This window comes from Geodermatophilus sp. SYSU D00698, from assembly GCF_054050335.1.
Map to the genome: position 1 here is coordinate 23,341 of NZ_JBJGZD010000002.1, position 13,386 is coordinate 36,726.

Sequence of the window (13,386 nt, forward strand, 5' to 3'; positions counted from 1 at the left end):
GCTGTGACTCGTGCGCCGTCAGCGGTCGGCCGGGCACCCCCGGCTGCCGATGGAGTGCCCGTGCGAGGGATGACCAAGGCCGCCGTGCCGATCGGCGTGGTGGCCATCGTCCTCATGCTGGTCGTGCCGCTGCCCGCCGCGGTGCTGGACCTGCTGCTGGGCCTGAACATCACCGCGTCGCTGCTGATCCTGCTCGTCGCGATGCAGATCAGGCGGCCGCTGGACTTCGCGGTCTTCCCGTCGCTGATCCTCGTCGCGACGCTGTTCCGGCTCGCCCTCAACGTCTCCTCGACGCGGCTGGTGCTCACCGACGGCTACGCCGGCAAGGTCATCGAGGCCTTCGGGCACTTCGTGATCGGCGGCTCGCTCGTCGTCGGCCTGGTGATCTTCGTGATCCTCACGATCATCCAGTTCGTCGTCATCACCAACGGCGCCGGCCGCGTGGCCGAGGTGGGCGCCCGCTTCACCCTCGACGCGATGCCGGGCAAGCAGATGGCCATCGACGCCGACCTCAACGCCGGCCTGATCAACGAGCAGCAGGCGCGCAAGCGGCGCACCGAGGTCACCGCCGAGGCCGACTTCTACGGCTCGATGGACGGCGCCTCGAAGTTCGTCAAGGGCGACGCCATCGCCGCCATCATCATCACGCTGATCAACCTCGTCGGCGGGTTCGCCGTCGGCGTCATGCAGCGCGGCATGGCGCCCGGCGACGCCGTCTCCACCTTCTCGCTGCTGACCGTCGGCGACGGCCTGGTCTCGCAGATCCCCGCGCTGCTGCTGTCGACCGCGACCGGCATCATCGTCACCCGCTCGGCCAGCGACGGCGACATGGGCAGCGACCTGCTCGCCCAGCTCGGCCGCTTCCGCCAGCCGGTGCGCATCGCCGGCGGCGGGGCGCTGGCGCTGTGCCTGATCCCCGGTCTGCCGAAGCTGCCGTTCCTCCTCATCGGCGGGCTGTTCCTGCTCATGGCCGCGCGGATGACGGAGGCCCCGGCCGAGGACGACGACACGCCCGCGCTCGCCGCCGAGGAGCCCGCGCCGGACTCCCCCGAGGCGATCGCCGAGCGCATGCGGGTCGACCCGCTGGAGCTCGAGGTGGCCTTCGACCTGGTCGACCTCGTCGACTCCTCCCGCGGCGGCGACCTGCTCGACCGGGTCAAGGCGCTGCGCCGGAAGGTCGCGATGGAGACCGGCCTGGTCATCCCGCTGGTCCGCACCCGCGACAACCTCGACCTGCCCTCGTCGCAGTACGTCATCTGGCTCAACGGCGTCCCGGCGGCCAAGGGCACCTCCCCCGCCGGCACCGTGCTGGCCATCGGGGACGCCCTCGACGGCCTGCCCGGCCGGCCCACCCGCGAGCCGGTGTTCGGCCTGCCCGCCAAGTGGGTGCCGGTGGAGCTGCAGCGGCAGGCCGAGATGGCCGGCGCGACCGTCGTCGACCGCTCCTCGGTCATCACCACCCACCTGGCCGAGGTCGTCCGCCAGAACGCCGCCGAGCTGCTCGGCCGCGAGGACGTGCGGCTGCTGGTCGAGATGGTCAAGCGGACCCACCCCGTCGTCGTCGAGGAGCTCACCCCGGGGCTGCTCACCCTCGGCGAGATCCAGCGGGTGCTGCACGCGCTGCTGGCCGAGAACGTCTCCATCCGCGACCTGGTGCGCATCTTCGAGGCGCTGTCGCTGCGCGCGAAGACCTCCACCGACCTGGACGGGCTGGTCGAGGCGGTGCGCGCGGCGCTCGGCGCGGCGATCAGCCACCCCTACGTCACCCCCGACGAGCGGCTGCACGTGCTCACCCTCGACCCCGCCTTCGAGCAGCGGCTGCTGGAGGCGGTGCGGCAGGGCGACGGCGGCCAGGTGCTGGCCCTGGACGCCGGCTCGGTCGACGCGCTGGTCACCGGGTGCAGCGGGCTGCTCGAGGACGCCGAGCAGCACGGCCTGTCCCCCGTCCTCGTCTGCTCCCCCCAGGTGCGGGCCGCGCTGTCCCGCCTGGTGCGTCAGGTCCTCCCCCGCCTGCCGGTGATCTCCTACTCGGAGGTCTCCCGGACGGCCCAGATCGAGTCACTGGGAGTGGTGAACGGTGCCGTTGCCATCCGTTGAGGCGCCCACGCCCGAGGCCGCCGTCGCCGCGGCCCGCGAGCGGTACGGCAACGCGGTGCGGATCACCGGCGTGCGCCGCATCCGGTCCGGCGGCGTGCTGGGCTTCTTCGCCACCGAGCGGTTCGTCGCCGAGGTGGAGGACGTCGAGCCGGCCCGGCGCGGCCCCGCGCCGAGGTCCGAGTCGGCCCGCCGGATCGAGGCCGCGCTCAGCCGCGACCCCGGCCCGCTCGCCGACACCGGCGCGTTCCTGCGCGCCACCGAGCTGCACCGCAGCCGGCCCGCGGCGGCCCGGCCCACCGCGCGCCCGACCGCCCCCACCGAGCGCCCGACCATCCCGACCGAGCTGCCGGACCCGGTGTCCGAGCTGGCCGGCCTGCTCGGGTCCGGCGACGGCGGCCCCGGTGTCGACCTGTACTCCCGGGCGTCCGTGGGCGCGACCCGCCGGCCCGCCGCCGGGACCGCCGCCTTCCGCCCGGCCGCCGCCGTCCGCACCGCCGCCCCCCGCGCGGCCGCCGGCCCGTCCGCCGCCGCGGCCTCGGCTGCCCGCCGGCCCGGCCGGGCGGCGGTCCGCCCGCCGGCCGGGCCCGCCGGTCCCTCGCCGTTCACCGCCGCGCTGGCGCAGGTCGTCGCCGGTGACCGCGAGGTCCGCGAGGCGGTCGACGACGCCGTGCGCTCGGCCGCCGCGATGTCCGCCGCCGAGGCGCTGCGGGCGGTCCAGGCGGTCGCCGCCGCGACCGCCGAGGCCACGGACGAGGAGCTCGCGCCCCCGTCGGTGCTGCGGACCCCGGAGCCCGCTCCGGCCGCGCCCGCGATGCCGCTGGCCGCCGCCCTCGCCGCCGCCATGGCCGCGCCCGCCCGCGCCGCCGCCCCTGCCCCGGCAGCTCCGGCTCCCGCGCCGGTGCCGGAGCCGGTCGCGCCCGTCGTCGAGGCTCCCGTCGTCGAGGCTCCCGTCGCCGAGGCTCCCGTCGCCGAGGAGCCGCTGCCCGAGACCCTCGACGCTCCCGCGGTCCCCGGGTCCGCCGAGGAGTCCGGACCCGGCGTGGACATGTGGGCCGACCCCGTGCCCGTGTCCCGCCCCGTCGCCGTCGCCGAGCCCGTCGTCGAGGAGCCGGTCGTCGAGGAGCCCGACGTCGAGGAGCCTCCGGCCGACGAGGACCCCGAGGACGCCGAGGACGCCGAGGACGCCGAGGAATCCCTGCTCACCGAGCTGCTCGGCCCGGAGGCGGACGAGACCGCCGCCGAGGACCCCGTCGCCGTCGAGTCCGCCGTCGAGGACACGGCCACCGAGGACACCGCCGCCGAGGCGCCGACCGCCGTCGCGCCGGTGCCGGAGGACGAGCCGGTCACCGACGTGCTGCCGGCCGTCGTCGCGGAGCCGATCGAGGTGCCGGCGCCCCAGCCGGTGGCCACCTGGGCCGACCCGGACCTCACCGGCCCGGTCACCGGGCGCGAGGAGGCCATCGCCGAGGTGCTCCGCGCGGCCCTGGCCCACGACACCCCGGACGACGCGCTCACCGACATCCTCCGCGGCGTGCTCGCCAGCGCCTCCACCCAGGGCGGCGCGCACCGCGGCCGCCCGCCGGTCCCCGCGCCCTCGCAGCGCGTGGACCAGGAGCCGGGCTGGGTCGACGCCTCGGCCGAGTCCGACGAGTGGGAGGCCGACGAGGCGGTGCTCGCGCCGACCGCCAGCGACCCCGCCCCGCTGCCGCTCGACTCCACCGCCGTCCTGCCCCCGCTGTCGCTCCTGCCGCCGCCCACCCCCGGTGCCGAGCTGGCCGTGCCGCGGCTGCTCGGGCGCCCGCCGGTGCCGCCGGCGCGCCGCCTGCCGCCGGTGCCCGGTCAGGCCGTCGCCCGCGTCGCCGCCCCGGCGCCGGGCCTGGCGACCGTGACCCGCCTGCCCGTCGACGCCCGCGCCGCCCGCGGGTGGACGCCGGCCCGCGTCGTCGTGCCGTCGGTGCGCGAGGCCGGTGCGGTGGCGCCGGGCCGCGGCTGGGTCGACCCGCGGATGGTCGAGGCCGCCGGCACGGTCGCCCGCCTGCGCGCGCTCGGCGTGCCGGAGGACCTGCTCGGCGGGGGCTTCCCCGCCGAGGTCGCGCAGTCCGGCACCTACGCGGCGCTGACCCGGGCGCTCGGCGCGGCGCTGCCCGCGGCGCCGTCGGCCCCGGCCGGTGCCGGCGAGGTGCTGCTGGTCGTCGGCCCCGGCGTCGAGACCCTCGCCGCCGCGCGCTCGCTGGCCGCCGGCATGCGGCTCGACGGCGACCGGCTGCAGTGGGCCACCCGCGGCGACCTCGCCGCGCTCGCGCCCGGGTCCAGCCGGATCGCCTCGGTCGACACCGCGATCGCGCGCAAGCAGGAGGCCGCCGCCGCGGGGACGCCGACCGTCGTCGCGGTGGACGCCCCGATGCGCGCCGGGAGCCGGACGTGGCTCGAGCAGGTCATGGCGATCTTCTCGCCGGTCGCCGTCTGGGCCGTCGTCGAGGCGACCCGCAAGCCCGAGGACGTCGGCCCGTGGCTGGACGCCCTGCCCCGCGTCGACGCGCTCGTCGTCCAGGACTCCGACCTGACCGCCGACCCCGCCGCCGTGCTGGGCCGGACGACGGTGCCGGTGGCCCTCCTCGACGGCGTGCGGGCGACCGCGCACCGCTGGGCGTCGCTGCTGTGCGAGCGGCTGGAGACCGCTGAGGCATGAGCCCGCTGCGCTGGGACGTCCTCACGGCGGGGTTCGTGCTGGCCCTGCCGGTGCTCGCGCTGTACCTGCGCGGCGACTTCACGCTCGACGACGTCGCCACCCGGCTGCCCTGGTGCCTGCTCGCCGGCTGGGGCGCCGTCGCGCTGCTGCGCTACGCCGCGACGCCGCGGCCCCGCCCGGCCCCGCCGCGCGCGTCCCGGACGCCGGCACTCCCGGACGAGGACCCCGCCCCCGCCGCCTGACCCCGCTCCTGGGGCGTTGTCCGGACCACTGGGGCCCTGCAGCACCCCGGTACCGCGAGGACCACCCCAGGAGCGGCCGTCCACAGGTAGGGCGTCGTCCACGACCGGGTCCGGTGAGCCCTGCCGGACGAGTGAGGACGCCACGGTCGCCCGGTGACCGACGTACCGCCCCGCCTCCTCCTCCGCCGCGACGCGCTCGACGAGGGCTTCACCGACGACGAGCTGGGCCGCCTGGCCCGGCGCCGGGAGTGGACCCGCCTGCGCCGAGGCGCCTACCTCGACGGCGCCGCACCGGACGCCGCGGCCGCCCGCCACCGCCTCCTGGTGACGGCGACACTCGGCCAGCTCCGGCGGCCGGCCGTCGTCAGCCACCAGTCGGCGGCGGTCCTGCTCGGCATGCCGCTCTGGGGTGTACCGCTGGGCCGGGTGCACGTCACCCGGCGACCGCCCGCGTGGCACGACGCCGGCCGCGTCCTGTTCGTCCACGTCGGAGGCCTGGACGACGACGAGGTCGTGGAGGTCGGCGGCGTTGCCGTCACCTCGCCGGCCCGGACCGCCGTCGACCTCGCGCGTGCGGTGCCGTTCGAGCCGGCCGTCGTCGTGCTCGACGCAGCACTGCACGCCGGACTCTGCACCGAGGCCACACTGACCGACGCCCTGGGACGGTGCCGCGGGCGGCCGGGCGCCCGGTCGGCCGGCCGCGCCGTCCGGTTCGCCGACGGCCGCAGCGAGAGCGTCGGGGAGAGCCGCAGCCGGGTGGTCCTGCACGCACTGGGTCTGGACCCCAGCGGCCTGCAGTTCCCGGTGCGGACGGCGGAGGACGTCCTCCTCGGCCGCACCGACTTCGTGTGGGAGGACCGCCGCGTGGTCGGCGAGTTCGACGGGCGGGTCAAGTACGGGCGGCTGCTCCGGCCGGGCCAGGACCCGGGCGACGCCGTGTTCGAGGAGAAGCGCCGGGAGGACGCCATCCGCGGCGAGGGCTGGGGAGTGGTCCGCTGGACCTGGGACGACGTGCAGGACCGGATCCTCCTGGGGGCACGGGTCCGGCGAGCACTAGTCCGCGGCGGAAGGTGAGCCCTCCTGGGGTGTTCTTCGCGCTCGAGGGGTGCTGCAGGACCCGAGGAGGACGAGGAACGCCCCAGGAGGGCCGCGCGGTCAGAGCTCGAGGTCCTCCAGCATCTCGGTGACCAGGGCGGCGATCGGCGAGCGCTCGGACCGGGTCAGCGTCACGTGGGCGAACAGCGGGTGCCCCTTCAGCTGCTCGACCACCGCGGCGACGCCGTCGTGCCGGCCGACCCGCAGGTTGTCCCGCTGCGCGACGTCGTGGGTGAGCACCACCCGCGACCCGCTGCCCAGCCGCGACAGCACGGTGAGCAGTACGCCGCGCTCGAGCGACTGCGCCTCGTCGACGATCACGAACGAGTCGTGCAGCGAGCGGCCGCGGATGTGGGTCAGCGGCAGCACCTCGATGAGGTCGCGCGCGGCGATCTCGTCGAGGACGTCCGTGGACACCAGCGCGCCGAGGGTGTCGTAGACCGCCTGCGCCCAGGGCGACATCTTCTCGCCCTCGCTGCCGGGCAGGTACCCGAGCTCCTGCCCGCCGACGGCGTACAGCGGCCGGAAGATCACGACCTTCCTGTGCGCCCGCCGCTCCATCACCGACTCCAGCCCCGCGCACAGCGCCAGCGCCGACTTGCCGGTGCCCGCCCGCCCGCCGAGCGAGACGATGCCGATCTCGGGGTCCAGCAGCAGGTCCAGTGCCACCCGCTGCTCGGCCGAGCGCCCGTGCAGCCCGAACGCCTCGCGGTCACCGCGCACCAGCCGCACCTGCTTGTCCGGGGTCACCCGTCCCAGCGCCGACCCGCGCGAGCTGAGCAGCACCAGCCCGGTGTGCGCGGGCAGCTCCGCGGCCGCCGGCACGTACACCTCGCCGGTGTCGTAGAGGCCCGACAGCTCGGCGTCGTCCAGCGACAGCTCGGCCATGCCAATCCAGCCCTCGTCGACGGAGTCCAGCGCGCGGTACTCGTCGGTCTCCAGGCCGACGGCGGCCGCCTTGACCCGCAGCGGCACGTCCTTGGTGACCAGGCAGACGTCGCGGCCCTCGGCCCGCAGGTTCAGCGCGACCACCATGATCCGGCTGTCGTTGCTGTCGTTGCGGAACCCGGCGGGGAGCACCGCGGCGTCGCTGTGGTTGAGCTCGACGTGCAGCGTGCCGCCGTCCTCCCCCACCGGCACCGGCGCGTCGAGCCGGCCGTGGGTGACCCGCAGGTCGTCGAGCAGCCGCAGCGCCTGGCGGGCGAACCAGCCGAGCTCCGGGTGGTGCCGCTTGTCCTCGAGCTCACCGATGACGACCAGCGGGAGCACCACGTCGGCGTCGCCGAAGCGCAGCAGCGCGCGGGGGTCGGACAGCAGGACGGAGGTGTCGAGGACGTACGTGCGGCGAGTGGTCACGGGTCGTCTCCCCTGGGGCGCGAGACCGCGCCCCGCCTCGAAGGTGGCCGGGCCCCGGCGCAGGGGCCGGGCACCGGCCCCCCTGGTCGACGAGAACGTCAGCACCAACCGGGCCTCCCGTGGACGGCGGGGCGGGCCCGTCGTCCACCCCGGACGCTAGAGGCACGGACCGACGGGAGCGCGCGGTCACAGCGCGCCGAAACGCACTGTTCACCCGATGGGGTCCCACCCGTACCGCCCGTCCCGGCGACACCCGGGCGCGCACGGCTCAGTACCGCTCGCGTCCCCGCGCGTCCGGCGGCCGGGGCAGCGGGCGCGACGCCGGCAGCTCCCACGTGGGCGGCGGCCCGCCGCGCTCCGGCGCCTCCCAGGTCTCCGGCCGCCGTCCCCGCCGGGGCCGCGCAGCCGCTGCCGCCCACAGCGCCGGCACCAGCAGGACCGGCCACTGGACGGCGAGGTCGCCGATCCACAGCAGGCCGGCGAGCAGGAGCACGAACAGCCATCCCGCCGTCCACAGGCCGAGGGCGCGGGCCTCCCGGGGGTCGCGGCGGGGCACCGGTCAGGCGTCCGTGAGCTCGGCGGTGACGACGGCGGGGGTCAGCGGCTCGTCGAGCAGGCGCACGAAGCGGTCGGCGACGTCCTGGCCGGCCGGGCGGGCGCCGAGCCAGCGGTGCAGCAGGTCGTAGCCCTCGACGTAGGTGGTGATGTACGCCCGCCACAGCGGGTGGGTGAGGAACCGCAGCTGCTGGCGGGCCCGGTCGGGGCTGACCAGCGACCAGCGCTGGATGTAGGCGGCGACCTCGTCGGCGTCGGCCCCGCGGTCGTGCAGGAGCACGGCGGCGTCCTGGCGCACCCGGTTCAGCGGCGCGGCGGCCGCGGCGATCCGCTCGGCGAGGTGCCCGTCGAAGCGCAGCCCCAGGTCGCCGAGCACCTCGGCCGACCACGGCCCCCAGCCGTCGCCGACGGCGGCGTCGACGCCGAGGTCGGCCAGCCCCTCGGCCATCAGGCACTCGGGGGTGTTGACGAGGAACACCGTGTGCTCGAGGTGACCGGCCCGCTCGACCAGCCCGCGCTCCTTGCGGCAGTGCTCCGTGTGGTGGCCGGGGTAGGACTCGTGCGCCACCAGGTGCACCAGCTGGCTGAGCCGGTGCGGCAGGTCGGCGTTGATCGCCACCCGGGAGCGGTAGTCGCCCTCGTAGTAGTTGAAGCCCGACCACGGCTTGTCGGTGACCACCTCGTAGCGCACCGTCTCGGCCTCGGGCAGCCCGTAGCGGCCGCGCACCCGGTCGCGCAGCGCGCTGGACAGCGCGTGCACCGCGGCCTCCAGCCGCTGCGGCGGGCACTCCTCGCGACGGCGGTGCGCGGCGTAGCGCTCGGCCAGCGACCCCTCGCCGGGCAGCAGCGCGTCCAGCTCGGCGTGCGCGGCGGCGTAGGCGGCCGGGTCGCCGAGGGTGAGGTCGACCTGGAAGTAGCCGCGGACCTCGTCGAGGAAGCCCACCGGCTCCCCGCTCATCTTCCGGGCGCTGCACTCCAGGCCGGTGAGCTGGCCGCGCAGGAACGCGGCGCGGTCGGCCGGGAGCACGGTCGAGTCCAGCTCCTGCAGCAGCGCCCGGGTCTGGTCGCGCAGCCCCTGCGGCGTCGGGGCCGGCTCGCTCTCGACCTCGGCGCGGATCCGCTTCTCGCCGGTGTAGGCGTCGACGAAGCCGGACTCCAGCCGGTCGAACCGCAGCCCCAGCCGCACGTACTCGAGGGGGACGTCGACCGCGCCGAGTGCCATGGGCCCGAGTCTGTCACCCACCGAAACGGCGGTGCCGCGCCGCGTAGGCCCGCAGCGCCCGCAGGAAGTCCACCCGCCGGAAGTCGGGCCAGTAGACGTCGGTGAAGTAGAACTCCGAGTGCGCCGTCTGCCAGAGCAGGAAGCCCGACAGCCGCTGCTCGCCGCTGGTGCGGATGACCAGGTCCGGGTCGGGCTGGCCGCGGGTGTAGAGGTGCTCGGCGATGTGCTCGACGTCGAGCACCTCGACCAGCTCGTCCAGCGACGTCCCCCGGCTCGCGTGCTCGGCCAGCAGCGAGCGGACGGCGTCGGCGATCTCCCGGCGGCCGCCGTAGCCGACGGCGAGGTTCACCGTGGCGCCCGGCCGGTCGCGGGTGGTCTCCTCGGCCTCCTTGAGGACGGTGACCGTCTCCGGCGGCAGCAGGCCGAGCGCGCCGACCGGGTGCAGCTGCCACCGGCGGTCGGGCGCCGACAGGTCCTCGACGACGCCCTCGATGATCCGCAGCAGCGGCGTGAGCTCGGGCTCGGGCCGGGACAGGTTGTCGGTGGAGAGCAGGAAGAGGGTGACCACCTCGACGCCGGCCTCGTCGCACCAGGCGAGGAACGAGGCGATGCGGTCGGCGCCGCGACGGTGGCCGGCGTTCGGGTCGAGCAGCCCGGTGGCGCGCGCCCAGCGGCGGTTGCCGTCGATGATCGCGCCCACGTGCCGGGGGACGTCGGCGCCCACCAGCTGCCGGGCCAGGCGACGCTCGTACATCTGCGTCAGGACGTCGCGGACCCACTGACGCGCCCCCACGGGGCCACACCCTAGGCGCCCCGGGACGCCGCCGTTCCGCTGCCTCCCGCCCGCGCGCCGCCCCTCCGGGGCGCTGCCGGGGAACTCACAGGTCGCTGGCACTGCGGGCCCACCTACGCCTCCGTAACCTCGGTTCGTGACCTCCATGCCCGACGAGCTCGAGCCGGTCCGGGTGGAGGCCGACGGGGCCGTGCTCGACGCCCCGCGCGGTCCCGCCATCACCACCGTCCTCGAGGAGGGCGAGCGGGTCGAACGGACCTGGACCCGCGAGGACTTCGGCGGCGACGACGACTGGGACCACCCCGACACGCGACCGCGGATGCGCGGGTGGCTGCACCTGTTCGCCTTCTTCGGCGCGATCGTCGCCGGCGCCGTCCTCGTGCCGCTGGGCTCGGTGCTCGGCGCCCGCGCCGGCTTCTCGGTCGCCGTCTACTGCCTGACCATCTGCGGCCTGTTCGGCACCAGCGCGCTCTACCACCGCCGTCGCTGGTCACCGCGCGGCTGGAAGGTCATGAAGCGGCTCGACCACTCGATGATCTTCCTGTTCATCGCCGGCACGTACACGCCGTTCTCGCTGCTCGCCGTCGACCAGCCGCTGGGCTACTGGGTCCTCGGCGGCGTCTGGGCCGGTGCGCTGGCCGGCGTCTGCCTCAAGCTCACCTGGCCGACGGCGCCGCGCTGGGTGGGCGTGCCGCTCTACGTGGGCCTGGGCTGGGTCGCCGTCTTCATCCTCACCGACATCCTGCACATCGCGGGCGTGACCTCGCTGGTGCTGCTGGCGGCCGGCGGCGTGCTCTACACCGTCGGCGGCGTCGCCTACGCGGTCAAGAAGCCGAACCCGTGGCCGGGCGTCTTCGGCTACCACGAGGTCTTCCACGCGATGACCGTCGTGGCCGCGATCTGCCACTACATCGCCGTCTACTTCGCGATGTACAACAGCCCCTTCGTCTGAGCGCCGGTCAGCTGAACGGCGGCCGCCCGTCCCACCGGGTCGAGGCCCGGCCCGCCGCGCGCCAGGCGCGGGCGACGACGTCGCGGTCGGCCTCGGTGACCAGGTTGCCCATCACCCGCAGCGCCACGGTCATCAGCGACCGGGACCGCATCCCGACCGGGCCCGCCGAGGGCAGGAAGCGGGGCACCGTGAGCAGCCCGGCGAGCCGCCGGGCGATCGAGAAGGCCTCGCCGTAGTGACGGCGCAGCGTCGCCGGCCAGGCGCGCGACCAGTCGTCCTCGGCCAGCAGGTCGACGACGGCGCGCCCGGTCTCGAGGCCGTAGTCGATGCCCTCGCCGTTGAGCGGGTTCACGCAGCCGGCGGCGTCACCGACCAGCGCCCAGTTCCGGCCGGCGACACCGGAGACGGCGCCGCCCATGGGCAGCAGCGCGGACGCGACGTCGCGGACCGGCCCGTCGAGCTGCCACTCCTCGCGCCGTGACCCGGCGTAGAACTCCAGCAGCGACTTCAGCTGCACGCCGGCGGGCCGCCGCGCCGTCGCCAGGGTGCCGACGCCGAGGTTGACCTCACCGGCGGCGGCACCCAGCGGGAAGACCCAGCCGTACCCGGACAGCAGCTCGCCCTCCTCGCCGCGCAGTTCGAGGTGGGAGGAGATCCACTCGTCGTCGCTGCGGCCGGAGCAGACGTAGCTGCGTGCGGCGACGCCGTAGGCGGTGTCGCGGTGCCACTCCCGGCCGAGCACCCGGCCCAGCGGCGACCGCACGCCGTCGGCGACGACCAGCCGGCGGCAGGCGACGCTCACCCGGCTGTCGTCGGCGAGCTCGAACACCACCGCGCGGACCCGGTCGCCGTCGCGCTCCACGTCGACCGCCCGCGCGCCGTCGACCGGGACCGCCCCCGAGCCGAGCGCCACCTCCCGGATCCGGGCGTCGAGCTCGGTGCGCGGCACCGCGCTGCCGTGGTCGGGGAAGGCGCCGCCCGGCCAGGGCAGCTCCCACACCTGCCCGAACCCGGCGGCGCGCAGGCCGCGGTTGCGGGCGTGTCCGCGCACCCAGTCGCCGAGGCCGAGGTGGTCGAGCTCGGCGACCGCGCGGGGGGTCAGCCCGTCGCCGCAGGTCTTGTCGCGCGGGAAGACGGCGGCGTCGGCGAGCAGCACGTCGTGACCGGCGCGCGCGGCCCACGCGGCCGCCGCCGAGCCCGCCGGCCCGGCCCCCACCACGAGGACGTCGGTCGCGGCGGGGACGGCGGCAGCTGCTGGCACGCCCTCCAGTGTCCCTGCTCCGCGCCGGCCTCCCTGCCGGGTCCCGCCGCGAGCTCGCGAGGGGCGGGGGGCAGGGAGGCCCTTCGACCGAACAGGGGAACCGGGCGGCGGCCCCCGGCGCGGCGCGGCCGGCGTCGGACAGCGGCCCCCGGCCGGCGGTCACGAGCACCGCCGCGGCGGCCTCGGCGTGGCCGCGCTGCACCGCCGCGGAGCCGCCGTGCAGGCCGGCCGCCGCGCGGGTGGCCCACGGGCCGTCCTCGTCGTCGGGCGCCGGCGGGCGCCACGAGCGCCAGTGGTCCACCGCGGTCGACCCCGGCGGGCCCGCCCGCCGGGTCGCCGGCGCGACCAGCGCCCGGCGGGCGTCCTGCAGCAGGTGGCGGGTCAGGTCGACCACCGCCCAGCCGGTGCAGCCGGTCGTCGCCCACCCCTCGGCACGGGTGAGCGTGAGCATCACCCGGGTGAGGTCCTCCTACGCCGTGCGCAGCAGCTCCCGCGGGCTCACTCCACCAGCCCGGCAGGGCTCACAGCTCCGGGCCGCGCGCCCGGACCTCCTCCACCGAGGCCATGGCGTCGCGCAGCTCGGTCAGCCAGGCGTCGGCGTGCTGCCCGACCAGGCGCACGGCCCAGACCAGCGCCTCCGAGCGGGAGCGGGCGACGCCGGCGTCGACGAGCGTGTCGAGCACCAGCCGCTCGGGCTGGCGCAGCCGGGTCATCACCGGCACCGAGGCGTTGGTGAACACCTCGCGGACGTCGCCGCACGAGGCGCCCCAGGCCACGGAGCGGCCGTAGCGCTCCTGGGCGGCGTCGGCGATGGCCATCCGCTGGCCGCGGGTGTCCTCGCGGAAGCGGGCGATGCGGCCGGCGCGGGCGGCGGTGGGGTCGCCCTCGCCGGCGTCGGGCTCGGCGAGCGGGCCGACGACGGTGATCTCGTCCCGGTCGACGGTGATCTCGGCCGGCCCGGTGAACCAGCCGTCGGGCAGCCGCCCGGCGAACCAGCCCGCGACCTCGGCGCGGTCGACCGGCGGGGTGTCGCCCCCGCGGCCGCCCGGGCCGCGGCGGCGCCAGCCGGGGGCGCCCATGCGGGCGAAGGGTGAGTCGGCGAAGCGGTGGTGGTGTCCGTGCAC

General features: G+C 76.6%; 11 protein-coding genes. 5 read left to right on the forward strand and 6 right to left on the reverse strand.

The window, feature by feature from the left end; genetic code table 11:
• The first annotated feature begins 69 nt into the window (after positions 1-69).
• From flhA to ACI8AB_RS01865, 4 genes are all read left to right on the forward strand, one after another.
• Positions 70-2,097, forward strand: a complete 2,028-nt coding sequence (gene flhA / locus ACI8AB_RS01850) for a flagellar biosynthesis protein FlhA (protein ID WP_456948731.1) — start codon at positions 70-72, stop codon at positions 2,095-2,097.
• A complete protein-coding gene (locus ACI8AB_RS01855; protein ID WP_456948732.1) occupies positions 2,078-4,786 on the forward strand; it encodes a hypothetical protein in 2,709 nt (902 codons plus the stop codon). Before flhA ends, ACI8AB_RS01855 begins: the two co-directional genes overlap by 20 nt.
• A complete protein-coding gene (locus tag ACI8AB_RS01860; protein ID WP_456948733.1) occupies positions 4,783-5,028 on the forward strand; it encodes a hypothetical protein in 246 nt (81 codons plus the stop codon). The genes ACI8AB_RS01855 and ACI8AB_RS01860 overlap by 4 nt, the downstream gene beginning before the upstream one ends.
• Before the next feature lie 153 nt (positions 5,029-5,181).
• The gene (locus ACI8AB_RS01865; RefSeq protein ID WP_456948734.1) at positions 5,182-6,102 is read left to right on the forward strand and encodes a hypothetical protein; all 921 of its coding nucleotides are present in this window, start codon (positions 5,182-5,184) and stop codon (positions 6,100-6,102) included.
• An 81-nt stretch (positions 6,103-6,183) separates the two neighbouring features.
• Here ACI8AB_RS01865 and ACI8AB_RS01870 read toward each other — a convergent pair whose 3' ends face one another.
• From ACI8AB_RS01870 to ACI8AB_RS01885, 4 genes are all read right to left on the reverse strand, one after another.
• Positions 6,184-7,479: a PhoH family protein gene (locus ACI8AB_RS01870; protein WP_456948735.1), complete on the reverse strand. Its 1,296-nt coding sequence runs from the start codon at positions 7,477-7,479 to the stop codon at positions 6,184-6,186.
• A 268-nt stretch (positions 7,480-7,747) separates the two neighbouring features.
• Positions 7,748-8,035 carry a hypothetical protein gene (locus tag ACI8AB_RS01875; RefSeq protein ID WP_456948736.1) on the reverse strand — a complete coding sequence of 96 codons (288 nt, stop codon included), beginning with the start codon at positions 8,033-8,035 and terminating at the stop codon, positions 7,748-7,750.
• Between the two features lie 3 nt (positions 8,036-8,038).
• Complete coding sequence (locus ACI8AB_RS01880) at positions 8,039-9,256, reverse strand: DUF885 domain-containing protein (RefSeq protein ID WP_456948737.1); 1,218 nt, start codon at positions 9,254-9,256, stop codon at positions 8,039-8,041.
• 13 nt (positions 9,257-9,269) lie between these two features.
• Entirely contained in the window at positions 9,270-10,049 is a 780-nt protein-coding gene (locus ACI8AB_RS01885) for an isoprenyl transferase (protein ID WP_387987873.1), read from the reverse strand.
• Between the two features lie 145 nt (positions 10,050-10,194).
• On the opposite strand from ACI8AB_RS01885, the gene trhA reads away from it, so the two are divergent.
• Entirely contained in the window at positions 10,195-11,001 is an 807-nt protein-coding gene (trhA, locus tag ACI8AB_RS01890; protein WP_456948934.1) for a PAQR family membrane homeostasis protein TrhA, read from the forward strand.
• A 7-nt stretch (positions 11,002-11,008) separates the two neighbouring features.
• Here the strand turns inward: trhA and ACI8AB_RS01895 are convergent, their stop codons facing one another.
• Together ACI8AB_RS01895 and ACI8AB_RS01900 are read right to left on the reverse strand one after the other, a co-directional pair.
• Entirely contained in the window at positions 11,009-12,262 is a 1,254-nt protein-coding gene (locus tag ACI8AB_RS01895; RefSeq protein ID WP_456948738.1) for a geranylgeranyl reductase family protein, read from the reverse strand.
• Between the two features lie 521 nt (positions 12,263-12,783).
• Positions 12,784-13,386 (reverse strand): hypothetical protein, encoded by a 603-nt coding sequence (locus tag ACI8AB_RS01900; RefSeq protein WP_387987876.1) that lies wholly within the window; start codon positions 13,384-13,386, stop codon positions 12,784-12,786.